24 protein-coding genes and 2 tRNA genes are annotated in these 24,705 nt (G+C 40.5%); 8 read left to right on the top strand and 18 right to left on the bottom strand.

The features are described from left to right. Nucleotides 1–483 precede the first annotated feature (483 nt). From IJ00_RS13725 to IJ00_RS13710, 4 genes are all read right to left on the bottom strand, one after another. Nucleotides 484–1,239 carry a phycoerythrobilin:ferredoxin oxidoreductase gene (locus IJ00_RS13725; protein ID WP_035153882.1) on the bottom strand — a complete coding sequence of 252 codons (756 nt, stop codon included), beginning with the start codon at nt 1,237–1,239 and terminating at the stop codon, nt 484–486. 7 nt (nt 1,240–1,246) lie between these two features. Continuing rightward, the gene (locus IJ00_RS13720; protein ID WP_035153879.1) at nt 1,247–1,984 is read right to left on the bottom strand and encodes a 15,16-dihydrobiliverdin:ferredoxin oxidoreductase; all 738 of its coding nucleotides are present in this window, start codon (nt 1,982–1,984) and stop codon (nt 1,247–1,249) included. Nucleotides 1,985–2,215: 231 nt separating this feature from the next. Then, on the bottom strand, nt 2,216–2,596 hold the full coding sequence (locus IJ00_RS13715; protein ID WP_035153878.1) for a hypothetical protein: 381 nt from the start codon (nt 2,594–2,596) through the stop codon (nt 2,216–2,218). Nucleotides 2,597–2,657: 61 nt separating this feature from the next. Further along, nucleotides 2,658–3,266 (bottom strand): phycobiliprotein lyase, encoded by a 609-nt coding sequence (locus IJ00_RS13710; protein ID WP_035153877.1) that lies wholly within the window; start codon nt 3,264–3,266, stop codon nt 2,658–2,660. A gap of 100 nt (nt 3,267–3,366) precedes the next feature. Here IJ00_RS13710 and IJ00_RS13705 point away from each other — a divergent pair, with 100 nt between their 5' ends. After that, a complete protein-coding gene (locus IJ00_RS13705; RefSeq protein WP_035153876.1) occupies nt 3,367–4,170 on the top strand; it encodes a pentapeptide repeat-containing protein in 804 nt (267 codons plus the stop codon). Between the two features lie 11 nt (nt 4,171–4,181). Here the strand turns inward: IJ00_RS13705 and IJ00_RS13700 are convergent, their stop codons facing one another. The 4 genes from IJ00_RS13700 to IJ00_RS13685 form a co-directional block, all read right to left on the bottom strand. Then, a complete protein-coding gene (locus IJ00_RS13700; RefSeq protein WP_035153875.1) occupies nt 4,182–4,388 on the bottom strand; it encodes a hypothetical protein in 207 nt (68 codons plus the stop codon). Between the two features lie 383 nt (nt 4,389–4,771). After that, on the bottom strand, nt 4,772–4,990 hold the full coding sequence (locus IJ00_RS13695; protein WP_035153872.1) for a type II toxin-antitoxin system HicB family antitoxin: 219 nt from the start codon (nt 4,988–4,990) through the stop codon (nt 4,772–4,774). Next, nucleotides 4,987–5,211 carry a type II toxin-antitoxin system HicA family toxin gene (locus IJ00_RS13690; RefSeq protein WP_035159031.1) on the bottom strand — a complete coding sequence of 75 codons (225 nt, stop codon included), beginning with the start codon at nt 5,209–5,211 and terminating at the stop codon, nt 4,987–4,989. Before IJ00_RS13690 ends, IJ00_RS13695 begins: the two co-directional genes overlap by 4 nt. A gap of 175 nt (nt 5,212–5,386) precedes the next feature. After that, on the bottom strand, nt 5,387–6,046 hold the full coding sequence (locus IJ00_RS13685) for a HEAT repeat domain-containing protein (protein ID WP_035153871.1): 660 nt from the start codon (nt 6,044–6,046) through the stop codon (nt 5,387–5,389). A 212-nt stretch (nt 6,047–6,258) separates the two neighbouring features. Between IJ00_RS13685 and IJ00_RS13680 the strand changes: the two genes are divergently transcribed. Continuing rightward, a complete protein-coding gene (locus IJ00_RS13680) occupies nt 6,259–6,840 on the top strand; it encodes a phycobilisome protein (protein WP_035159029.1) in 582 nt (193 codons plus the stop codon). Here IJ00_RS13680 and IJ00_RS13675 read toward each other — a convergent pair. Next, nucleotides 6,823–8,736: a sodium:proton antiporter gene (locus tag IJ00_RS13675; protein ID WP_035153869.1), complete on the bottom strand. Its 1,914-nt coding sequence runs from the start codon at nt 8,734–8,736 to the stop codon at nt 6,823–6,825. The genes IJ00_RS13680 and IJ00_RS13675 overlap by 18 nt on opposite strands. 392 nt (nt 8,737–9,128) lie before the next feature. Between IJ00_RS13675 and IJ00_RS13670 the strand changes: the two genes are divergently transcribed. After that, nucleotides 9,129–9,201, top strand: a tRNA-Glu gene (locus IJ00_RS13670). Nucleotides 9,202–9,501: 300 nt separating this feature from the next. Here the strand turns inward: IJ00_RS13670 and dndC are convergent. After that, nucleotides 9,502–11,115, bottom strand: coding sequence for a DNA phosphorothioation system sulfurtransferase DndC (gene dndC, locus IJ00_RS13665; RefSeq protein ID WP_035153867.1), 1,614 nt, complete (start codon nt 11,113–11,115; stop codon nt 9,502–9,504). Nucleotides 11,116–11,282: 167 nt separating this feature from the next. Between dndC and IJ00_RS13660 the strand changes: the two genes are divergently transcribed. Further along, nucleotides 11,283–12,881 (top strand): DGQHR domain-containing protein, encoded by a 1,599-nt coding sequence (locus IJ00_RS13660; protein WP_035153866.1) that lies wholly within the window; start codon nt 11,283–11,285, stop codon nt 12,879–12,881. A 112-nt stretch (nt 12,882–12,993) separates the two neighbouring features. Continuing rightward, the gene (locus IJ00_RS13655; protein ID WP_035153865.1) at nt 12,994–14,169 is read left to right on the top strand and encodes a DNA sulfur modification protein DndB; all 1,176 of its coding nucleotides are present in this window, start codon (nt 12,994–12,996) and stop codon (nt 14,167–14,169) included. 233 nt (nt 14,170–14,402) lie between these two features. On the opposite strand, the gene IJ00_RS13650 is transcribed toward IJ00_RS13655, so the two are convergent. From IJ00_RS13650 to argF, 6 genes are all read right to left on the bottom strand, one after another. Then, a complete protein-coding gene (locus tag IJ00_RS13650; protein WP_035153863.1) occupies nt 14,403–14,870 on the bottom strand; it encodes a DNA phosphorothioation-associated protein 4 in 468 nt (155 codons plus the stop codon). A 57-nt stretch (nt 14,871–14,927) separates the two neighbouring features. Next, entirely contained in the window at nt 14,928–16,997 is a 2,070-nt protein-coding gene (locus IJ00_RS13645; RefSeq protein ID WP_035153861.1) for an AAA family ATPase, read from the bottom strand. Further along, nucleotides 16,994–17,164: a hypothetical protein gene (locus IJ00_RS29045; protein ID WP_168163479.1), complete on the bottom strand. Its 171-nt coding sequence runs from the start codon at nt 17,162–17,164 to the stop codon at nt 16,994–16,996. Before IJ00_RS29045 ends, IJ00_RS13645 begins: the two co-directional genes overlap by 4 nt. Before the next feature lie 377 nt (nt 17,165–17,541). After that, nucleotides 17,542–19,029, bottom strand: coding sequence for a DNA phosphorothioation system restriction enzyme (locus tag IJ00_RS13640; RefSeq protein ID WP_035153859.1), 1,488 nt, complete (start codon nt 19,027–19,029; stop codon nt 17,542–17,544). A gap of 78 nt (nt 19,030–19,107) precedes the next feature. Then, the gene (gene lexA, locus IJ00_RS13635; protein WP_035159028.1) at nt 19,108–19,713 is read right to left on the bottom strand and encodes a transcriptional repressor LexA; all 606 of its coding nucleotides are present in this window, start codon (nt 19,711–19,713) and stop codon (nt 19,108–19,110) included. A 139-nt stretch (nt 19,714–19,852) separates the two neighbouring features. Continuing rightward, nucleotides 19,853–20,773 carry an ornithine carbamoyltransferase gene (argF, locus tag IJ00_RS13630; protein WP_035153857.1) on the bottom strand — a complete coding sequence of 307 codons (921 nt, stop codon included), beginning with the start codon at nt 20,771–20,773 and terminating at the stop codon, nt 19,853–19,855. A 536-nt stretch (nt 20,774–21,309) separates the two neighbouring features. On the opposite strand from argF, the gene IJ00_RS13625 reads away from it, so the two are divergent. After that, a tRNA-Thr gene (locus IJ00_RS13625) sits at nt 21,310–21,381 on the top strand. Between the two features lie 28 nt (nt 21,382–21,409). Here IJ00_RS13625 and IJ00_RS13620 read toward each other — a convergent pair. Both IJ00_RS13620 and IJ00_RS13615 read right to left on the bottom strand, forming a co-directional pair. Further along, nucleotides 21,410–21,991, bottom strand: a complete 582-nt coding sequence (locus IJ00_RS13620) for a GNAT family N-acetyltransferase (RefSeq protein WP_035159026.1) — start codon at nt 21,989–21,991, stop codon at nt 21,410–21,412. A 115-nt stretch (nt 21,992–22,106) separates the two neighbouring features. Beyond that, nucleotides 22,107–22,538: a hypothetical protein gene (locus IJ00_RS13615; RefSeq protein ID WP_035153856.1), complete on the bottom strand. Its 432-nt coding sequence runs from the start codon at nt 22,536–22,538 to the stop codon at nt 22,107–22,109. A 383-nt stretch (nt 22,539–22,921) separates the two neighbouring features. Between IJ00_RS13615 and psbQ the strand changes: the two genes are divergently transcribed. Together psbQ and IJ00_RS13605 are read left to right on the top strand one after the other, a co-directional pair. Next, on the top strand, nt 22,922–23,392 hold the full coding sequence (psbQ, locus tag IJ00_RS13610; RefSeq protein WP_035153854.1) for a photosystem II protein PsbQ: 471 nt from the start codon (nt 22,922–22,924) through the stop codon (nt 23,390–23,392). Nucleotides 23,393–23,515: 123 nt separating this feature from the next. Beyond that, nucleotides 23,516–24,625, top strand: a complete 1,110-nt coding sequence (locus tag IJ00_RS13605) for an FAD-binding oxidoreductase (protein ID WP_035153852.1) — start codon at nt 23,516–23,518, stop codon at nt 24,623–24,625. The last annotated feature ends 80 nt before the right edge of the window (nt 24,626–24,705 follow it).

Raw genomic sequence — 24,705 nt, 5'->3', positions numbered from 1 at the left:
ACTTTGCCTGGGAGATGGATTCTTTTCATCTTGCGAGTTGCGTAGATGGGAATCCTTTACAGTTCTTTACAAATCGAAAAACTGACTCATTTGGCAAACCAACAAGTTGTACCTGTTGTGTTCCTATTTTTGTTTATACTATGTCGTTGGATCGTTATTTATTACAATTTATCAACAACTTTTTACAATCGGCGAAAAACTTAACCTGGGAGGGATGTTATCGGACTGGTTGTAGAAGTCGGGAAAGGGCTAGGGGAAAAGGGTGAGAGGATATTTTGCCCATCCAGTTTTCAACTTTTTTCATTCCCAATCATCACGGCAAAATCTTTTTTAACCAGAGGTCTACTCTATCTACCACCAAAGGATTTACGTTAATTGTGACAGAATATTAACTTTAATTTCTTTGATGACCAGTCAAGAGAAGTATTAATCAAAAAGTAAAGAAATGTTACTTTCCTGATTTTAACCAGATATCTGTTGATTCTAGAAATGGCTAGCCGTTGTCGCTAACTGGCGTTCTAGGTCAAATAAAAAGCCATGGATGTATTCTTCTGTCCACTCCGTACCGTAAAAACGGTTAAACATACCTCGTGCTGGGTCTTTTTCGGCTCGATAGCGCAGATAACGTAGCTGTGCTTGCTGAATATCTGTTTTTTGCTGGGAGTCCGTGATGGGTTCCGCGTGGTCAACAAAATCTAAGTAAGCTTGCAGATATGCTTGAAAGGCAGCAAACACATGGGTTTCTACCACTTCCGTTTCCTGGGGTCTTGTCCACAAAAAGGCAGGGGAGAAAAAGGGCTGGGCTTCTGCGGGAAAGTCCCCTCCCCAGGGTAAGTGTTGCTGGTATTGTTCAAATATCGGCAAGATGGGCTGGGTATACTTCCTTTGGTATTCCGAATCATCTCGAAATAGAGGTTGCATATCCAAGGCGATTAGGTGTCCTCCCGGCAATGTGACTAAATCTGCCCCAAAGAAAGGTAAGTCATAGTTGAGGTGGGGAAAAATCACAAAATTTAACACTTGCAGGGAACTGCCTCCTTGAACATGGGCAGCTCGGATTTGTCGCAATTTTGGCGATTGATAGGCGTAGCTTGTGGTCAAGACTTCCTCTTGATGTTTGCCCTTACCTACCGTTGCTTGCTTGGACTCGAACCCTGGGGGAATGGGGTAAGCTTGCAAGTCCAGACGTGCGTGCAAAAGTGCGATCGCGTAATCTAAAAACGGCTGATACAGAGTCATGATAAATTTAATTTACTTTTTTGCCGCTAGTCGCCAGGGGTACAGCATCCTCAAATAAAAATTCATGCAAAAAACGCTCTGACCATTCATGTCCAAAATAACTACTGAACAGACCAGAAGCTGGATCGCGATCGGCACTGTATTGGTCGTAGTCTTTTTGGGCTTTGACAATTCGCTGAATATCAGACTGATCTGTCAGAGGTTGGGCTTGGGCTAGCATTTGCCAGTACAAGTCTAAATAATCTTTAAATGCTGCAAATACACGAGTTTTCACCGTTTCGGCATCGGTTTTAGCGAACAATAGATATTTAGAAAAATACTGGTTCGCATCGTAGAATTTCATTTCCAGGTCTTGTACTAAGTCTGGATACTTATCATGTAATGTCTGTAGGGGGTAGATATATTTTTTCAGGTACGCTTCATCCTGAAATAAAGGCTGGAAATCCATAACAATCAGGTTTTTCACCTGACCAAAGGACAGAAAGTCGATACCGAGTAGGGGTAATTCATAGTAGTGACTGGGATAGATGACACTATTAAGAATCTGGGCACTTGCCCCTGCGTCAATATAGGTATAGCGGATTTTCCGATACTCAGGGCATTGATAACACCAGCTGCGAATCGTGGCGGGATTTCTCCCGCGATCGCTCACCTGATACTCCAATCCTGGAGGAATGGGGCGGCTTTGCAATGTGAACCGTTGAAACAAGGATTGTTCCAGATGCTCAAGGAAGCGCTTATACATAAAATATTTATAGACTCATCTGCCTTGATCTCTAAGAATAGGGGATTCTGAGACCAAGAGTCTCGAATATATTAAACAAAGTAACGTTCCTTAACGCGACTCTGCAAATTTTGAGGTGGCGATCGCTACCCAGGAAATGACCTGAAATCCTGAGTCAGTATAGGGATGTGGCGGGGAAATGAATATGACTCAGCTTAAAATCCTATGGACATAAAATTTAATAAATTTCGGTTATTGGGGATTATTTTGCCTTTTCCATGCGAGGTAATGACGCAAGTCTTGGCTACTAGCCAGATAAATAGCAATAATTGCACTCAGAACTGCCATGATTAGACTGCCGACAATTACCATTGTTGAGAGCTTTGTTCTCAGGAGAATCACCATAGCAACCAGAGCCACAACTAAAAAACTACAGATACCCATCAATAACCATTTTGCCCACTTCTTACCCTGGAAAACAAAGTACATCACAACAATTGTGAGCAAGATACGTCCAATTGCCCACATATCCCATACTATGATTACCAAGGTGATATCTAGGATGCAGAGCGCCACAAACATTCCTAGTAATTGATTTCGCGCCTTCAGGGCAGATTTATCTGGTTCAGTCATAGGTTTTCTAAATTTCAAAAGGGAATTTTTCCTGCCAAAAGGCAAAGAATACAGAAAAAGTTTATTGGGAAATTAACGACTCGCCCATCACATCCCTTGATAAATTGTGTTGTACCATTTCAGCTAAGTTCGCCTCAGTTAAACAACGTCTTTCCGAGCAATAGGTCATTAAATATACGCCGTTCATCGTCCTAACGGTACTAACACGCACGCGAAAATCATCAGTCATAAACCAGCAACGCTCTTGCCCTTGGTTGCTTTCATATTCCGTATCAATAGTTAAAATGCCATCTTGACCAAACCAATAGCGACTCGCCACAGGAATTTTTTCCACGTAACCCTGATTTCGGAGCAATTTTCCCGATCGCCCGCTTTCATCGTCAGGGACATCAATTAAGACGGCAGCTTGTTCTGGGTTAGGTTCGCGATCGTCGTCGTGGGCTTGCCACATAAAACTGGCTCCCCCCCTAGCCCTAGCGGCAGCGATGTTTTGTTGCTCACAGATGCTCTGTACCCGTGGATCATCCTGGGTAATGACATTCACGTATAGCTTTGATTCCCCCGATTGGTCTGCTACCGTATTGAAGTGATGTACCGTACGCTGGGTAAACCAGACTCCTTGACTCTTACGGAAAAAGTCCATCATCGTGATCGGTGGTACAAACGGCATAGGTCATCCTCGAATAAAATATGGGCAATCAATGCCCAAACCGCTTGATTGTAGATATGTCGCGGTACAATACCCCTAAATAATCTCACGATTTCAACCCATGATCACCAGGGAGACTTACAAAACACCCCAAGAAGTATTGGCTGTCCTGAAGGCGGGAATAGCTCTTAGTCAGGAAGATTTGTATCAATTCAACCTCAGTGGTTTGGAATTACAAGGAGCAAAGTTAAGTAGGGCAATTTTAATTCGAGCCAATCTCCACAAAGCGGATTTGAGTGCAGCCGATCTGAGTGGCGCAGATTTACGGGGAGCAGATCTCAGTCAAGGAATTTTCCGGGATGCCAACTTCCAGGCAGCTTATTTATACCGAGCCGATCTGAGTGGCGCAGATTTACGGGGTGCGATTTTGACGGACAGTAAACTCCTAGGGGCAAGGTATGATAGCCAAACCCAATTTCCTGAAGGTTTTGCCTACAAATCCTCAGGGGCGATCGGTCCCCATGCTAACTTGAATGGTGCTGAGTTAAATACAGCCAACTTGCGTCATGCTGATTTACAGGGGGCAAGCTTATTAGGGGCATATTTAGGGGGTGCTGATTTAACCCTGGCGAATCTTCAGGGGGCGCGTTTGAGTCAGGCAGACTTGCGGGCAGCTTGGTTACCAGGTGCTTATTTACGTAATGCACGGTTGAATGGGGCTAACTTAGCAGGGGCTGATTTACGAGCGGCAGATATGACTGGTGTGGAGTTTGAGCAGTTAGAAAGTATTGCCGGAGCAGATTTTACCCAGGTTCAGGGGCTAAATGATGCCGCGCGATCGCGCCTTCTGAGTCAACCTGCTGGAGAATTAGACACAGCCCATCCCATAACCCGCCGTACCACACGGGCTAGTCTGGAAAGGTAATGTTGATATTTTTAGGATTTAGTCGCTGTCCAACCTTGCTTCAACAATGCTAAAAAGGTGGCAATTCCCTTAGAAAAGCCCTGGGGGTCAGGGAGGACATATTGGGGGAAATCTTCGTAGGGCAGCCATGGCTCCGAAGCATTATGTCTGAGGTACAACACGCGATCGTCCCCTTCTAGTTTCCAGAGCATTTCACCACCGATTGGTATCTCAGTCATGGCTTCCTCCTATTTGTGCCAGCAAAAATACTCACCTTGGCTCTTTTCAAATTTTGCCCGTCTGAATGTAAAAATCTGTAAATATAACTACAGGAATTATAGACTTTTTCCTCTGGCACAGCATAACGGAGATAAGCAGAGTACTCAGAATCAACGAAACGCTGACGCTGTATTAATTTTGCATTCTCCGTTCACGTAACTTCCTCTAGGGTCAGTTAAATGGGCAATATAAAAAGAGTAATCTGGTATGTAAGCTTGACGGAAAAACCACTCTTTTTTGATTCCTGTCGCCCGAAATGAGTATTTTTGAACTTCTCTAGAATCAAGAGAGGCAAAAGCATAGATGAGATGGGTTCTATTTTCCATTTCTATAAACGAAATGATCAGGCAATCTGAAGTGTACTAGGAGTAGGAATTGACTCTCCTTCTGACTGCCAAGCTTCTAAATACATTTCGATCACTTCTTCGCCGTTATGAATTGCTTCCTCACGAGTTTTACCATGAGTGCAAGGCATAATCACGCGATCCGCAAACTCTGGAATCGTGACTAAGAACAGCTGATCTTCATCAGACCATTGAACAATCATGCTATATCGACTCATGAATCCTCTTCCTCCCTCAGTTCTTCTAATGCCGTTAGCAACTTTTCTAGCTGCTTTTCTAGATAAATGGGGACATCATCACTATTTTTACCTGGGATGGTCAGTGTTTTTCCAAGCAAAGGATGTCGCCAACGCTCGTGACTTCCTTTGCCGCGCTTAGGCAAGTAAATAAACCCCTCACGTTCAATCTGAGCTTTGAACTCTCGAATTTTCCTGGGCATAAACCCTGTTTGACACATCTCACCTGTTTTCAGATTTCCATCATACCTGGCTTCTTCATACCTTTGCCCATAAATGATTGAGATGTCGCCCGAAAACAGTGGTGGAAAAACAGTTCGCAGTTCTTGGGATGGGTAGGGCGATCGCCATATTTATATACGAATTTATATCTGAAGCCTACAGCAGTAAATCTTCCATAGCGGCTCCAACTACACGGTGATCGCTATCCTGTCTCAGTTGTGCTAAAGCTTCCTTGGCTGCGGGAGTAGGAAAATTTTTCAGGGCATAGGCAACTCGTACCCGGATATATTCAAAGGGGGAATCTTTTAAGGTCAGAAGTTGAGACAGGGCAATTTCAGACTGACGGGAATTGGCTAACCATCCCAGAGCATCTACTGAGGCTTCCTGAACTGCGGTATCTTCTGCGGCTATTCCCAAAAGGCAAACTTCCCAAATTTCTTCCGGGCAATCCATTTCCACCAAAGCTGCAAGAATACTACGACGTACTAACCAATGGTCATCTCTGACAAATGTCTGCACCAGATGGGAAGCAGAAACTTTACCAAATAAGGATAGGGAGTTGGAAGCTTCTGCCCGTACATTGGGGGTGTTATCAAACTTGATGATTTGTAGTAAAGCCGCAAAGGAATCAGAATTTTTTTGTCTACCCAATTCCCTGGCAACAAAGGAGCGTACAAGAAATTCTGGGTCTTTGATATGCTGGGTCAGTAGGGGAACAGCAACGTCCATGGGATAATTTTGGAGAGCAGAAACTGCTTTCAGGCGGTATTGAAAATCCGAGTTGTGTAGTTCGGCTTCGATTTCGTGGAGTTCCATAGCAGCGAAGATTTAACGATTGTTTATACTTTAGCTTGCATCCAAATCAGCCGGGAAACATGGGAAAATAGAGTTTGTCTGATGATGTTGATGATTCGTTGGGGGCATCATTACACCAACAAATATCAGGTCAATCATACAGATACAAGTCCCTAGGGTGATACATGGGGATGGTTAAAGATTTGAGAATTTTGAATCGGGAGCGAAGCGACGTGACCAAAACAGTCCTAAGTGAAACCGTACGAGAATTAATTCAAAAAGCGCGGATTGTCAGTTTTACTACCTGGCAAAATACCCATCCACCGGAGTCAATTCAGCTATTCCAAGCAGCAGATGATGGGGGACGTTATCTCAGTGATGAGGACTTACAGCAGATTCAGCAGCTGGTTCCCTCAACCGCAACGGTGATTCCCTTAACTCAAGAACTGCGCGATCGCGTCACTGAAATTGTGGATGAAGCGAGAAATCAGGTATTAGAAGCATTCCCCAATATCACCCAGCCCGGTGGTGGACTATACCCAGCGATGCGGGCTGATGCTTGTTGGCGTGATTTCTGGCACTTTCTACGCTGTATTACCTACGGAATTGCAGGGCAACGCACTGACTATACAAGTAGCGAGGGTTTGCATTATATGCAGCTACTGTATCAAGAGTTACAGGTTCCCTTGGATGCCATGGTTGTCGGCTTAGAAGGTATCAAGACGGCGAGTTTAAAGCGGGTGGAGGTGGGGCAACAAGCTCAGATAGCTCCCTATTTTGACCATTTAATTGAGCAGTTAAAGCTGTTTAAGTGAGATGTCGCTAGACTTGGCAATGGGTAATTCTTCCACTTCTGGGAGTTTTTCCAGGGATAATCTGGTGGCTTGACTAGAACCAGAAAGCCGCTTGAGTAAATTGGGACGGGGGTCATGTAATAGATAAATAATGCGATCGCCTGGTTGCCAAACTTCATCAGCAGGCATAACTTGCAGTTTCTCTTCTCGTTCGATAAATATCGGTACTAGTTCCCCTGTTTTGATCAAGGCTTGTAATTGAATCTTTTGCAAAGAAAAGCCCGGTTCCTTGAGAGTTGTCATCCCCAATTTCACCTGCTCATCATTCAAATACTGATTCCAGGTCTTAATTTGCAACTCTCCTAGAAAAGCTTGACTCACTTTCATTTTCGTTGTTGCATTATTTGCCTGGGGGTCACGGGGAAATACGGCTAACACACGGGGTGGGTTAAATTCTTCTGCGGCTCTTTGTGCCAAAACATAATTGACTTCCCCATTAGTTGTCATCGCTAAAAAGGTTCCCATACCGCCTAATCCTGCCTCTTCTAAGACGTTCTCATCTAAGGCACTGCTGGTAATCACTCGCAAATTTTCAGCCTCGGCTTTTTGACTGGCTTGGGAATCAGTATCAATCATCACTACATTCTCACCGCGCTCTTGCAGCAAACGAGCCAAGAGTAAACTTAAGGGATTACAGCCAACAATCACTGCTCCCGTCGCTTCCTGGGATGTAATTTGTAACCATTGGGCAATGACTCCAGCAGTTAAACCTTGGCAAACAACGGTCATAATAATTGTCAGAAAAACTAAAGCTTTAATGGCTTCCCCCCCATTAATCCCCCGTTGGGTGAGGACGATCGCAAATAAAGAGGCAACGGAAGCAGAAACAATACCCCGTGGTGCTACCCAGCAAAGAAATAATTTTTGCCGCCAATTCAGGTCACTATTCCAGGTACAGCACAAAATATTGATGGGACGGACAATAAACATCAGTGCCAACACCGTCAATACACTGCCCCACCCTAGGGCAAACAGACTGGCAATAGATAAATCCGCCGCCAGGAGAATAAATAGTACTGAGATACTCAAAATTGTCAGTTGTCCCTTAAACCGTCGCAGTAAACGCTCCTCCGGTACGGATGCAGCGCCAAATACCACCCCTGCAACGACGGTTGCCATTAATCCGGACTCACTACGTAGCATCTGTGCGAGGACAAATAAACCCCATAACCCCGCCAAAACTACCAAATTTTTCAATTCAAAGGATAAAACCGTTGCCCGTTTGCAAATCCAGCTCATGAGCCAACCACCCCCACCCCCGACAACCGCACCAACCCCCAAACGAGTCAGCACGCTGCTAATTGCCGCCATGGGGGCTGCGTGGTCATTTAAAATGGTGTTGAGAACGACAACTGCCAAGATGGCTCCTACGGGGTCAATCAGTACTCCTTCCCCTTCTAGGAGGGTGGCAACTTGCCTATCTACCTTGATTTGCTTTAATAGGGGGCTAATTACCGTTGGTCCAGTCACGACTACCAGAGAAGCATAGAGGAGGGCGATCGCCCAGGGAAATTCCCCTAACCAATGGGCAGCCATACTACCACCTAATAACGTCACCATCGTCCCCAGGGTGACAAGTAATTGCAAGCTTGTAGAAACCTTTCCTAAGTCTCGGAGTTCGAGGTTGAGTCCACCTTCAAACAAAATAATTGCCGTCGCCAAAGCCACGATCACTTCTAGTCCCGTACCCAATACCTGGGGGTGAAGTAAACCGATGCCGTCTGCCCCTAACAAGATACCAAACATCAGCAGGAAAACGATGCTAGGTACTCGCAGGTACGCAGCCAATACTTGAGCCAAAATCCCTGCAAAAACGGCGATCGCCATCTGCAAGGTAATTTCAAAAGATGCTTCCATGTCTGAGATTTTGAGCGATAAATTTCAAAATCTTTTGTAAAGAATAGTAAATCTTAATCATCCTCAATTATGTAACGAACTTGCAAGCAAGGCTGTAAACAGCAGAATCGTCATTCTCTATTTCCATGATTATTCTCATCCACTCAACTTGATGTACATAGTTCACAAACCGCTAATTCCAAAGAGTTTGGAGTTCTGAGTCTACCGTATCAGCCCGTTTGAAACATGAGTCAGGTATTTTCACCGCTCATATTCATCTGGTCTGCTTACACAGTTCATCAGGGATACTATTCTACTATCCACTATCTGCCCCAAGATATAGAGATTTTTTTGATCAAACTAGTTGACATTCGAGAAAAAAACCTTTAAATTTATAAAAGTGTCAAGGACGCGCCCCCATCGTCTAGAGGCCTAGGACACCTCCCTTTCACGGAGGTAACGGGGATTCGAATTCCCCTGGGGGTATCCCAGAATAAGCACCTGTCAAGTTCTCAAGTTTTGATGGGTGCTTTGTTATTGGAAGCTACAAGAAGCTACAAACGGAATTCCTAGAAATCACCATCGCAGTACGATAAAATCGATATTTCTTGTACTCAGCTGAGGTAAGGGTTACTTTGTCACATCTACAGGAAGTTTTGATGATAACAAAATTATCTTGCAATACAGTTCAGTTAAGACTTGCTCCTCTCTAACCCTTCAGAACTAAATCTGATTAACTGAACCATATCGAATTATATTCATCAATACTATGAAAACACCCAATTTTTAGTTGTCTTTCTGCTTTTTAAATTTCTTACCTGCCCAACTTTGACTTTTATTGTTTTGGGTGTCTTCCTGTGGAGGGTTAACCACATCCCCTAACGTTAATTGTCTCACCTTATCTATATCACCCTTGGTAACAGCTTCCTTTAAATCTCGTTTAAAGTGAGCATTTTTAATTGCTTCTTCTTGGGAGCGAGAACTAGTCTTGAAACACCCTTCTAAAGCTTCATAAATTCCTACACGTCTCGACCTTTTCCGAAATTGCCTTTCCGTATCTAGTAGTTTTGCCATCAATTCTAAGTGCATGGCATCACCTGCACAAATTTCTTCCAGAACTGCCCATTCATCATTCCCTAGTAGGCTGTAGTCCGCACCAGGACGGGGGTCTTGAAATTCTTCGCCTGTCACTTCTTGATATATCCGAGGTAAACTATCATCAAATTCATGCTTGTCTTCTAACCAAATACGGCGGATTTCGCTCAATTCTGCTAGGGAAATGAGAGTAATATCTCGCATATTCTCTGGTGCGGTTTGACGCATTGTTGTTTGCGCCTGTAAAACACTTTTTAACCAATATTCTCGCCAGTATTTTGTGTAGGGACCTGGTATTGGTTCTACAGATGTTTCTCCGTCTTTATTGCGCTCAAATAATTGGACTTCTCCCCAAATACGTCGAAAATCGCGTTTATCATAATCGTTTCTAACATCCAACTCATTGCGAATATCAAGCAAAGGTTTCATCCATTCTTTTTCTTCATCATTCTGAATCATTGCCTCCATTGATTTATCTTTACTAACGAGGGTACAAACCCAACAACCAAAACGGGAATCTCCACAGCTGGGCGTAGAAGTATCAACAACCAAAGGACATTCATTATCTGCTGTTGCACCTCGGTATATATTAAATAAATCTTTATTATTTCCCCCCCAAGGATTTTCCCATTGCATTAAGTACAACCAAACTTCATCATTACGCCAATCTTCTATGGGAGTATAAATTAATGAGTTTGGTAAGCTACTATTAGGGCTGAGGCGATCGCGTACTCTACCAACTTGGTGCTTTTGCATAGTAGCCGCTCTTTTGGAGCTTTCTGCTTTGCGAGTTCCTAAGACTAGAATTGTCTCTCCATTGGCTCGAACCATTTCCCGAATAAAATAATTAGCAGGGTTTATTTTTAAGCGTTGGGTACACCAACGAAACTGATTTCGAGGTGCAGGATAACCCCTGCCTATCAGGTTCACCCAAAATGTATCTACAATAACAGGCTGAAGTAAATGAGGTTCTATCGGGATTTTTTTCTCTTGTGCAGCTAAATTTAATTGCTGCATGGATTTACGAACCCAAGCAGAGATAATCGGATTTTCTACCAGCGTATCAGTTGTAATAACGTGAATTGTTTTATGGAGTTTTTCTTTTGGTAACGTGGAAATAGCATTCCATATCAGTTGCAAAATAGCGGAGCTATCTTTTCCCCATGAGACTCCAATTACCCAGGGAATAGCATCTAAACAATATAAATCTTGAATTTCCTGAGTCAGTAGTTCTACATCTTCTACAAACTCTGCAACAGTGCGTTGATTTTGATTTTTCTTATCTGATTTTTGAACTGTTGTCATGAGTTTTGACCTAACTCCCGTGATTCTGAAAATGCAATAGAATACGCCGACATCCTATAATACTGCATAAAATTGTACATATTACGGTTTTTAAAAACTTCCTAAATCCAGAATCAACTTCATATATAGTTATCATATGTTACATTCTATGCCCTTAGAAAACTCCCATGGAAAGTATTAGTGCGGACAATATCACATCTACCACAACTCAGTATTCCCATCTTGATGATTCTGAGGAAGAAAGGATAAAATCTTTGCTCAATCAGTATTTAGATGACAATCAAAAAATTCTAGTACAAAAAACGAATATGGGGGGAACAGAAGCTTATGTCAGTTCTGTTACTTTAGAATGGTTTGCTAACCAAGTTAAATTTGCTTCTAGTTTACCCCTATTACACCGCAAGTATAATTCCCAGTCAGGAAATATTGACATTGATGCTGAGACTATTGATGAAATTCAGCAGCGTCCCCTAGATTGGTCACGGCAAATATCCCTGGTACAATATTTAGCAACTCGTAAACATCATAAATTTCCACCTGTATTAGTTGTAGTTAGTCCATCTTGGGTAGATAATCCCAAAGCAAAGGAATGGGATAAAAAAGGTAGGGCAAAAAAATCCGCGATCGCCTTTACTCCCCTTGATATTCGAGAAAAATTTGGGTTAATTAATTTACAAACAGACTTGACAATATACGCTTTAGATGGTCAACATCGGTTGATGGGGGTGCAAGGATTAATTGAATTACTTAAAACTGGTGAAATTCCTAGATATCGGAAAGATAAAACAACCTATGAGACAAATCTCAAATTAGAAGATTTAATAGAGAAGTTCTCCATTAAACTCACTGATATTCAAAATTTACCTCAAGAAACCATTGGGATAGAATTTATTTCTGCTGTAGTTGCAGGAGAAACCCGTGAGGAAGCCAGAAAAAGAGTACGTTCAATTTTTGTTCATGTGAATTTGATGGCAACTCCCCTGAGTAAGGGACAATTAGCACAGTTAAATGAAGATAATGGTTTTGCCATTATTGCTAGAAAAATTGCTGTCACCCATCCTTTATTAAAACAACGAGATAAGAGAAATCCTCGTGTTAATTGGAATAGTGCTACGATTGCAACTAAATCTACAGTTTTAACCACTTTGCAAGCGTTAACTGAGATGTCAGAACGTTATTTAGGGCATAAATTTCCTCACTGGAAAGCGATAGATAAAAGTTTAGTTCCCCTGCGTCCCGATGATGAAGAGCTATCGGAAGGAATAGATAAATTTAACCAATTATTTGACTGTTTAGCCAGTCTCCCAAGCTATCAAATTATTGAACATGCGGATACTCCCTCCCTGCGTCGTTTTAGTTTTGAAAAGGACGAAGGGGAAGGAAATATGTTGTTTCGTCCGGTAGGACAAATTGCCCTTGCACAAGCATTAGGTATCTTAGTTTTTCAAAAAGGTTTTACATTAGAAGACATATTCAAGAAACTGCGGATATTCGATCAAAAGGGCGGTTTTACTGCTATAGAGTTTCCTCAATCTTTATGGTATGGAATCCTATATGATCCTAACAAGAGAAGGATACAAGTATCTGGGAAAGAATTAGCTGCAAGGTTACTGGTGTATATTTTGGGAGGAATTCAAGAACAGATGGAGCGTGCAGAATTAAGGAAGGATTTAGCAAAATGCAGAACATTTGAAAACAGAACTATTAGTTTTGAGGGTAAGTTTGTGGAGCCGAAAAAAGTTGGACTTCCAGAAATTTTAAGTTAGTACTTCTATTTCAAACATACGGTTATTACTGAGTTATGATTATTTTTTTTGGGATATTATGCTATGTAAGTCTACGAGGAAAATTTTCCGAAATACTCAGTAATTCAATCTTATGAACAGTATAGATAACATTACCCCAGAAGAACAAACTCAGTTTCGTACATTCATTGAACCGTTTTTCTCAAAGTATTATCGAGAAAGATGTTATCCAGGTTTAATCCTGAAACAGGGTCAAAGAACAATGCTACAAATCAATGTACCAGCTAGAGATTTTTCTGGTTTGTTACAAACCAAACCTTCGACAAATAACGACCCTGATTCCGGAAAAAATCGACCAGAAGTAAAAGGGCATGCAGAAGAAATTAAAGATTACATCATTGAAAATTCACAAAAAAATAAGCCTTGGATTGTTGGGACTTTAACTGCTAATGTCAATCCAGAAGATATAAAAATTATTGAATTTGGTCGTGGCATTTGTTTAGTTGTAATTAATCGTGGAGTTAAATTAGATATTACTGATGGACAGCACCGGAAACGGGCAATACATGAGTTAATCGAAAGTAACAATGGTTATTTAATTGCAGAAGATGATTTTCCCATAACGTTGGTGCTAGAGGGAGATCATCGCCAATGCCAGAAAGACTTCCGTGATATGGCTCAAACAAAAGCATTAGATAAATCGCTGATATTATCCTTTGGAGAATTTTCTGGTTGTGTAGGAATTACCAAGGAATTGATTAATAGAGTTCCAATGTTCAAAGACAAGACGGAAAAAATTAAAAGCAGTCCTACTACAAAACAAAAGCTAATTTATACTACTAGTTATATATCTAAACTAGTCAGTTGTAGCTTTGCTAATAGTATCAATGACCCTTTAAAAGGAATAGATGTCTACCAAGCATCTGACGCTTTAGTAGTTTGCCTGAGCAACTTTTTCTCAAGATGTAGTAATACGGAATATGTTTATGATACCCCAACAGAAGAACTGACTATTGAAGATGTCGCTGAATTTAAGGAAGATTGCTTATTAGGAACTAGTGTTGGACTAGAAGTTCTAGGACGCTTACTATACCATACTTATTCTTCAGCAGAAAATTGTTTTGATGAAGCAAAGATAGCTCAATTAATAGATATAGATTGGTCAAGAGAAAATCAACTGTGGAAGGATAATATAGTTAGGATAGAGACAAATCCTAAAAATATAGATAAGCCTTACAAAATTTCAGCTAGTGTTGGGGCAGTAGCGGATGCAGTGAAAGCTGTGAAAATTACACTTGGTTGGTTCTGAAATATTATGGATTGAAATTGTTTATCCAAATGGAATTTTAAATCGGATATTACAATAGGGAGTAACCAAATTTTTGGGTTTTCTGGCTGACTTTCATAAGTAGTATGTTCGGATATAAGACTATACAGCATATTTGATTTTTATGAGATATAATGCCAAATTTCAATTCTAAGGTTTATGACTTAATCCGCGATTTTTGTGCATCACATACATCAAAAGCGATGTATAGTAAATTATGTGAGAAATCGACTCAAATCAAACTCCTCATTTTCTTCCGTTGAATTATCTCTTTCATAATTCAGTAGTAATAATATTCTTTCAGAATAGTCAACTGCTCCGTGTAATTCTCCTTGAAGTATTTCTAGTCCCCCATTAGCGTACTCTTCAAAAATTTGGTAAGCTTGATTTTGGTCTTCATCGGGAGCAAGTATTTGAATATTGCCAGTATAATTAACACCTAAGACTTTAATTAGCCAATCGTATCCATTACTTGCAAAAATATCTAGGCGAATAGGTGCAGGTTCTCTTTTCGATATTTCTCTGAGGGGAACTTGACGTTGGTGTTTTACTCCTAAAGCAGCAGCAAAAACAACTACTTCTGCAAAGGTTTGAAATACTCCTTTATCGGTATCATCAGAAGCTAGTTCTTTAACTAATTCGGCTTTATCCTTGGCTATTCTAATTCTACCGCTGTCAGCCATAGTAAGTACTTAATAATTTTGTATATATTGGGGCAATTTTTCCTGAAAAACTATTTTTTAGTCATGGTTGACTGGTGTGATTTCTGTATATTCAAATTCATTAGGACTTTGCCTGACTAAATAGTATCTTTCACCTGCTATATCGATATCATCCACCTCACAATCAGGTTTAGAAGAGTAATAGGTAAGAATATATTGTTTACCAATTCGGTGAGTAATTTCTGTTTCGACTTCTCCTCGCCATTGAGTTTTGTTGACTAATATAATCAGTTGGTTCACCATTTGTGGCATGACTTTGGCAATCTGACGACGATACTGTTCATCTAAACTACCGAAGGGTGAATCCATAACTATGGGAAAAGTATTACTATCAGGAACCATCAAGACTTTTTTCTTTTGGCTCCATTCTCTGACTCTATCAATAATACTAGCAATAAAAGACAGACTGAGAATTTGATTTTCCGCAGTAGATGCAGCAACTGGTGATTCAATTCCTGTGGTATTTTCTACTAAAGTCAATTCATATTTTTCGCTAATTTTGGGAATATAGGGAGCAAAAGCTATTTGACTAAATATTTCTTGAATACGTTGCTCTAGTTGCAAACGGAACTGTTCTTCCTGACGATTTTTAACTTCAATTAAACGCGCGATCGCCTCTTGGGTTGCTTGGATACGACGTTGAGCTAATTGCTGTCGAGATTCGTTAAATTTTTGCTTATGAATTTGTTTAATTAAAGCTTCTAATTCTGTTTGATACTGATAAATTTTCTGTTGATTACCTCCTTGTTCTAAAGTTAGTTCTGTAATTTTTTCTTCAATTGCCTCTAGACGCTGCTGGAGGTTGCGGATTTCTTCACTGGGGTCTTTGCGAAGCTTTTCTTGAATATTATCAAGTTCTAGCTCAATCTCAGCGATGTTTATTCTTAATTGATTAATTTGACTTTGTTCCCTATCTACTGCCTCCCAAAAATTAATGGCTTGTTTATCAATTTCATCAACTTTTGCAGTCATACGGATAGCTTTTTCTTCCACTAGGGATGATGTGGCTTTTTGTAAAAGTTTTTCGATATTTTCCCGTGTTTGACTACCTTCAGATAGCTCTGTACCACAGATACAGCGATGATTATCTAATAATTCATGAATCAATTCCTGGGATATTCCATGTCTTAATTCTCCCTGCTGCTTGAGATGATTGATGATGTCCCGAAATTTACTTGTAGTTTGTGGAATAAGTACTGTATAAGCACGGGTAGAAATTATTTTTTTGACGCTATTACGACTTTGACGTAAATTTTCCTGATTATCTTTCTTTTGCTTTTCTAAAAATTGCCTCCTCTCCTGTAATTCCTTGGCATTATTTAAATCTCTTAAGTGATTACTAGTTTCTTTTTTTATTTGATTTTGAAATTCTATTTCTTCTTTAATTTCTTGTTGTCTTTGATAAATTAATTCTATCTGCTTTTCTAATTTACTTTGCTGCTGTATAAGCTGTTTTGTTTCTGCACTTCCTATGGTATTGAGTTCATTATCTAAGGTTTTTCTGGCATCATTGAGATGACGAATTGCACGATTGATAACTTCCACTCCTAGGAAAATTTTTGTTGCTTCTGCAATCTCTGATTTTTTATCAACACGAACAATTTGCTCAATACGTTCACCATCAAAGAAAAAGTATTGATGTAAACTATGGGGCAAAATTTGATTAATGATATCTTCTAAATGCTTATCAACATAGGAGAGAGTACCATCATCTCTAAATAGCCACATTTTTAATTCTGTTTTACCGTTGTCGATAGTCTGATGATTTTTATAAACCTTTGATTCTCGACGTACACGATATTTTCTCCCCTCATGCTCCCAAATAATTTCTACCCAGCACTCAATACTTTTGCCGATTTCCGCTTCTGCGATCGCCCGTTTATTTACTAATTGTTCTGTGGAAGCAAATGCGGCAGTAAATTTTTCATACAGAACCCAAGTAAAAGCATTTAATAAGCTAGTTTTACCTGCTCCATTATTGCCATGAATAATAGTAGTATTTTGGGTATTTCCTTGAGCAATAAATATTTCTGGTGTCTTTCCATAGAAGGAACGAAAATTACACAAACGCAGAGAAATTAATTTCATCGCACCACATCCTTGATAATACTTAAAATATCATCATTGATATGACTATTTAACTTGCGATCGAGACGTTGTTTTTCTAGTTTACACACTCGCTCAATGATTTGTTGTACTTCTGATGGTGCAGTATCTATTGGTTCTTGCACATAATCAATATTTTGTTTTTCCATACTTTTATCAAAGTATCTTTATTGAATATTTTAATCCTTTCTAGGATGAATTATCCATCGGTATCATTACTGTTACTTTTGTTGCTTTTCCGGAAAATTATGATGAAAAATTGTGTAATAAATATATAATTTTTGTAAAGAGATATTTGATAAGAAGAAGCAGCATTTTTGAAACTATACTCTAGTTCTGATAAATGGAATGGGCGACAAAATTAGTTCATCAGTTACAGAAATTCAGGATTGCCAAACCATTATTGATGTATTGTATTAAGTTAATAGTTACTATAAGTTTTTAAACTCTAATTTCACAGAGGCAACCTTAATTTTTGTATCTGATTGTATTGACTAATTGATTAAGATACCAATTATTAAAAATATCAAATATCTAATAGTCCGTATCTTTTTTGTAAATCTAGTAATTGCATTCTTGCTTCCCCTGCGTTATCTGCTAAATCTGCAAACTCTACAAATCGACGTAACTCTTTTCTTAATAAGTTTTTTTCTACTTCTAGAGTGTTTCTTTCTAAATCTGGAGGTAAAACTATCATATCAAAAATCGTTGCCCTTTCCTTATTTGGATGAGGGCGTAAAACTCTTCCACGACGTTGAATGAATTGCCGAGGATTCCCTGAACTTGCGAGGATAATTGCCGTTTGAATCGCAGGAATATCCATACCTTCATCCAGACAACGAATGGCAACTAAACCTTGTAATTCTCCATTTTCAAATTGACGACGAATAGCTTCTCTTTCTGTGAGGGATGTATGAGCAGTATAGGTATTAATTTTATAACCAATTTCTGTACCTAAAATTCTGGCGACTGCTTGCAATTGCTGGAGACTAGAACGCTGTGCATCTTCCTGGGAACCATCACTACAATAGAAAAGAGTATGGGTAGTATCACGGCGATTTTGCATAATATTTCGCAATGCATGGAGCTTATTTTCTGCTGCACCAATTAACCTTGCTCGCTGCATTAACAACTGTTTGATATCTTCATTATCTTCAAGGTTGGAAAAATTGACAGAATCATCTCCTGTCTTTTCTCTATATAATAAAGTACGTCCAATCTTTTGGGTGATTTTGGCGTAGGAGATGCTTTCAGCTTCTGTTAATTCTACTAATATTGGGTAGTAAAGATAATGGACTAATGCACCCTGATTAATAGCATCTTTCAAGGTAAACTCTGGTTGTAGAACTTTACCAAAATAGTTAAAAAGAGACTGGGTTCCTATCTCATCAAAATATCTTTCAGGGGTGGCAGATAAACCCAAGCGTAAACCTACATTTCGCGGCAAACTTTCTTCTAATTTGGGTGTTCCTAAATTATGAGCTTCATCGCCAATAATCAAAGTTTTGACTGGTAAATATTTAATTTGTGATTGAAATCCTGGAGTAATCAGGGTAGAATTGGTAGTAATAATTGTTAAAAAAGGTTGAGTACCAGCACGAATATTATATAGTTGCGTTGCTAATTGACTTTGCCAAGTGCGAATATTTTCAAATGCTAAGACGGGTTGCAAGTTGAACTTTTCACATTCTCTTGCCCATTGGGTGACAAGATGACGATAGGGACAAACTATAAGTAAGACTTGGAGTTGAATTTGTTTGTATAGTTCACTAGCGATCGCCAATCCAGTAATTGTCTTACCACTTCCTGTTGCCATTTTCAGCATTCCTCTACCATGATTAGCAAACCAGTTGGTAATTGCTTGACGCTGGTATTGCCGTAATTGCAGAGATGCAGGAATTTTCGGACATCCTGGAAGGGGTTGAGTGTGATAAATACCATGACTTTCACCAACGAAGGGTACTCGTAGTTTGAAAGTTGGTAATTGTTGAACTTGCTCCCGTGTGAGGTACATAAATCACCCTAGAGTTGGGGGTTGAAAAATTTCCGGTAGGGAATTAGGGAGTGTGGGATTTTCCCCCATTCCCCCAATTCAGTTATAACTACGCCATACTGCAACTAAGGAACCCTGCACCTGTACCTGAATTGCATTCACTTCTATGGGTGTGTATTTAGGATTAGCCGGTTGTAATGTGACGCGATCGCCACTACGATAAAACCGTTTTAAGGTTGTACCATGTCCTTCCACCCTGGCAGCTACAATTGTGCCATTTTTCAGTTGATTAGGTTCTGCTACTGGTCGTAGAAATACTAAATCTCCATCAACGATGGAATCCTCAATCATACTGTCACCACTCACCCGCAAAGCATAGGTTTGTGATGGTAAAGCCATGTTCATCATATCTAGATGCTCAACAGCATCAGTATAGGGTTCAATTAAACCACCAGCAGCGATCGCTCCTAAAATGGGTACACCCTGCTTATTTCCCCGTAAAATTCTAATCGTCCGTGCTTTCCCCTCATTCCATTCAATATATCCCTTGGTGCGTAAATGCTCCAAACGACTCTGAATCGGAGCAGGAGACTTTAAATTCATCGCCTGCATCATTTGACGAATTGAAGGAGAATGTTGATGGATGCGAATATATTCCACCAACCACTCATACAATTCTCTTTGAGCTTCAGTTAGTCTCTCCATAAAATTGCCAGCCAAATACATATGTTCTAAGAACATTAGTACTACAAAAACACCCATTATGAAAAGGGAAAATGCAAAATTTATTGAAAAAAATGAAAATATTTTCTAACTTTTTCCCCTAACTTCTTTTCCCTAACTGCTACTGCGCACCTAAAATACTTGCGAGTAAAGCTTTTTGAGCGTGCATTCTATTTTCTGCCTGTTCCCAAATCCGAGATTGAGAACCTTCCATCACACCATCAGTAATTTCTTCACCTCGATGGGCTGGTAAACAGTGTAAAACAATTGCTTGGGGATGGGCAATAGTGAGTAATTTTTCGTTAATTTGATAGGGTTGAAAAATTGGCATCCGATTATCTGCTTCGGATTCTTGCCCCATACTTGCCCACACATCAGTATATAAAACATGACAACCCTCGGTAGCCCCATCTGCGTCATTAGTCACAACTACCTGAGCTTGATTTTGGGCAATACTCCGCGCTTTTTCCACCATTATCGGATTTGGTTCATAACCTGGGGGAGTGGCAATTCTCACATTCATTCCAACTAAAGCACACCCCAACATCAGGGAATTCGCTACATTATTGCCATCCCCAACATATGTTAAAGTCAAACCGGAAAAATCACCAAAACACTCTTTGACAGTCAATAAATCCGCTAGAATTTGGCAAGGATGCTCTAAATCAGTCAAAGCATTAATGACTGGGATTTCGGCATAATTGGCGAAGGTTTCTAATTCTGCCTGGGCAAAAGTCCGAATCGCTAAAATATCTAAATATCGATCTAATACTCGTGCGGTATCCTGCACAGGTTCACCCCGACTCACCTGGGTAACATTGGGGTTTAAATCAATTACCTGTCCACCCAACTGATACATTGCTACAGTAAAGCTAACTCTGGTGCGCGTCGAAGCTTTAGAAAACAACAAACCCAACACTCGATTACACCGCAACTGTAGCTGGCGAGACTTCAATTGAGATGCCATCTGCAACAATTCTTGTATTTCTTGAGAACTTAAGTCCGCTAGACTTAATAAGTCTCGTCCACTCAACTCTGCCATGCTTGTATCGTAGAAAATAGGGGATGATGACTGGCAATACAGGACAGAAACAGAAAAATTTTATCCCTCAAATACTGAATTTCAGTCCTAAAGGAGTAGAATTTATCAGGGAAATATGCTGGTATTTCCTTGTTTGCACCCAGTCAGAATAAATCATTTGCGCTCTAAAACTGTACCAGATATTTTTGCTCTTATCCTAGAAATTTCCGTTTTCTGTCCTCCTGAGGCAAGGTAATGGAGGAAGGAAAGGAGAGTTACACCAATTCTCCAAAATAAAGCTACACATAGACAGCAGGCTTGCCCTGAGCGCAGTCGAAGGGAGCAGGGGGAGAATTATCTGTAGCCGGAATTTAGAGAAATGGTAGTTAGATAGATGAGGTGGGATAATTTCTGGGGTTTTTGATGGAAAAATCACAATCGCGCTGTTGTCAAACCTGATTTGTCAAGACATCTGAAAATAATTTTCTGCCATAAGGTCTAAAATTCCTTGACAATTTGTTCGGCTCTGATATAGTTAGTAATTGTGTGTAAAAGTTGCCGGCATAGCACAGTGGTAGTGCATCCGACTTGTAATCGGAAGGTCGTTGGTTCAAATCCTACTGCCGGCTTTTGATATTTGGAATCTATAATTTCTGGTTATGAATTAGCAGTGCAATGTTGCTCTTGCCACTCATCCTTGAGAATAGCGTAGTTGATGGTGTCTTCAAATTCGCCCCATTTGTAGATATGCTGACGGTGACTTCCCTCATATTTCATGCCAATTTTTTGCATCACCCTCCCCGAACCTGGATTGCGACGAAAATGACAAGCATGGATGCGATTTAATCCCAATTCCACAAAACCATAGCGCAGCAATTCTGCGGTTGCTTCCGTACAGAAACCTTTACCCCAGCAGGGTTTACCAATCCAGTAACCCATCTCCGCGCGCTGATGTTCGGAATTAATTCCTAAACCAATCACCCCGCACAATTCTCCAGTTTCCTTGATTCCTACCCCAAAAAATACCGCTTTCCCTTCCTGGAATAATTGGGGATGGGTTTGAATCCACTCTTCTGCCATCCCATCAAGGTAAGGGTGAGGAATAGATAGGGTATTTGCGGCAATTTCTCGCTCCCCTGCTAATTTTTGCACAGATGCAGCATCTTCTAAGGTCAAAGGTCGTAAAATCAAACGCTGAGTCTGCAAAGTACCTTGCTCTGGGCAATTATTGCTATTCATAAGCATTGTGTAGTATTCAATTACATTAAACTACATAATGCTTCTGAAGATTCCCTGAATTTTCCCAAGACTTTCCGGCGGAACATCTCTCTGGGTGATTATTTTTACACAAAATTCAACAATCAGCTGACTGATTAAAAATTTGTAAGATTTCTCGACAAATATGTTTTAACTTGTCACAAACTTCTGTTGATGGTTGAGTTTTGCCCACAAAACCCCAGTTTTCTACCGTAGAAAGTCGCCAAGCTTCACCCAAATGACTAAAGCCAGCAATTTCGATACCAATAGCACGGCGGAAACTACTGATAGGGTCTTGATAAAATCGAATCTGAATCAAAACACTACGACTACGCCAAGATTTACTTATACCAGGGAAGTGAAAGCCAATATCAATAGATTCTGGATCAACTAATTCTAGGGTTTCAGGGTCATTTGTCCAGGGTTTGAGGTCTGATTTTGCATCTGGGAATTCTCGTTTAAATAAATTCACCACCGTTGCGATTTTACTAGCAAATTCCAGATTTGTTGCCATCTCAGCTGCATTCACAAATATACTCCTCATCGTAATTGGGTAATCGGTAATCAGTAATGGGAAGAAGTTTAGAAGCAAGATGAATTATTCTCTTCTCCTTTTGCTCCCTGGTTCCTCATACCTATCCGCTATTACCTATTAACTCTGGTATGACTCCTAGACTCATCTCAATTCATTAACCATTATGCAGATATATTAAGCAATTTTACTCAATTAGAATCTTTTATGCAGAACTTTGCTGTATCACGATTAACTATTGTTTGGTGACAATTTGTTGTTAACTATTGAACTTTGGATAATTTTTTACAAAATCCTTGATTAATCAGGCTCACAAGTAACACTCTCCGATCTAAAATGACACTGTTAAACGGCAACACATCATACATTTTCTTGGTCATATGGCGCGTCAACGCTCAATTTTCTCCCTGATTCTAGTTCTGTTAGCCACTTTCCTGATTAGTTGTGGTGGTCCAGTAGAAGCCAAAGCACCTGCTACCTATACACCAGAACAATTAGTTATTATCCAGGAATACAAACCTGATATTCAAGCAGTGCGCGATCGCAGTTCAGAATTAGGAGCTCTGATTGCAAAGAAAGAATGGATTAAGGTCGGTAATTTCATCCATGGTCCTATGGCAGAATTACGACTGGCAATGAACTACGTAGCGCCTAACTTGCTGCCCAAAGAGCAAGCAGCAGCGCGAAAAGTAGCACGGAATTTATTTGACCATTTGGTTAAAATTGACCAAGCTACAGACGATCGCAACCAAACACTGGCTTTGAAATACTATAGCTCTGCTTTCTCTGACATTGACGAATTCCTGAATTTACTTCCTGCAACTCCAGAAACTGCCACGGAGGAAGGTTAATTCGGAAATAGGGAATAGAAAATAGGGAATAGGGAATAGGGAATGGGTAATACTCTTAACCCTAAACCCTATGTCCCCTGAACACACTTTGTTGCTCTCCCCTCTTCACCCCTTACTCAATTCATGAATATTGCAATTATCGGTTGTGGTGTGATCGGAGCAGCGATCGCCTACGAATTGAGTCAAGTTCCCGGACTCAATATCACTGTTTTCGATAGACAACCACCTGCCCAGGCTTCCACAGGGGCGGCTCTAGGTGTTTTAATGGGAATTATTAGTCACAAAGTCAAGGGTAAAGCTTGGCAACTGCGGCAAACTAGCATCCAGCGTTATCTCACCCTAATCCCAGAACTCGAAGCAATTACAGGTCGTTTAATTCCCCGAAATTCCCAGGGAATTTTGCTGTTATTGACCAAAACCCCAGAAGCTGATGAAATTTCCCAGTGGGATAAATTAGTCACCATTCGTCAGCAGCAAAACTGGCAATTAGAAATTTTTGACACAGATAAATTAGCTCACCTTTGTCCCCAAGTCGCTACAGATAACCTAATTGGTGCGGTGTACTCTCCCCAGGATATGCAAATCGATCCCACCGCTCTGACTCTAGCTTTAGTCGATGGGGCAAAATATCACGGGGTAAATTTTCAATTTGGAGTCGATGTCATCGGGATGAAATCCCACCCCCAGAGTCAGGGAATTATTTGTCAGGAAATTGAGACAAGTAGGGGAAAAATTACTGCCGATAAATTTATTATCACCGCCGGACTCGGTTCTACTTTGCTCACCGCTCAATTAAATCAGATGGTCGATATTCGTCCTGTTCTGGGTCAAGCTTTACACTTACAACTCAGTGAAAGTATGGGTAATCTTGATTTTCAACCAGTAATTACAGGGGATGATGTGCATATTGTTCCCCAGGGAAAGGGGGAATATTGGGTGGGAGCAACGGTAGAATTTCCCACAGAAGCTCCGGAAATCTCTGCGAATAGGGAACTTTTACAGCAGGTGAGGGAAAGAGCGATCGCCTTTTGTCCCCAACTATCCACAGCAACTATTCTCCGCACTTGGTCAGGATTGCGTCCCCGTCCCGAAGGACGACCTGCACCTATCATCGAACCGCTTTCCGGTTATCAAAACGTTCTGTTAGCCACTGGACATTATCGCAACGGTGTTCTCCTCGCCCCCGCCACAGCGTACACAATTCGTGAGATGATTAATTTTGCGGCTACTTAAAAATTGGCAAAGGTAAAGGAGAAAATCATTCATGGTTAATACCAATCTCCCCCACCATCCTTGTGAGTAGTTGATGATGA

The sequence above is a fragment of the Calothrix sp. 336/3 genome (assembly GCF_000734895.2).
Lineage (GTDB): Bacteria > Cyanobacteriota > Cyanobacteriia > Cyanobacteriales > Nostocaceae > 336-3.
This window is presented reverse-complemented; position numbering and strand designations above follow the sequence as displayed.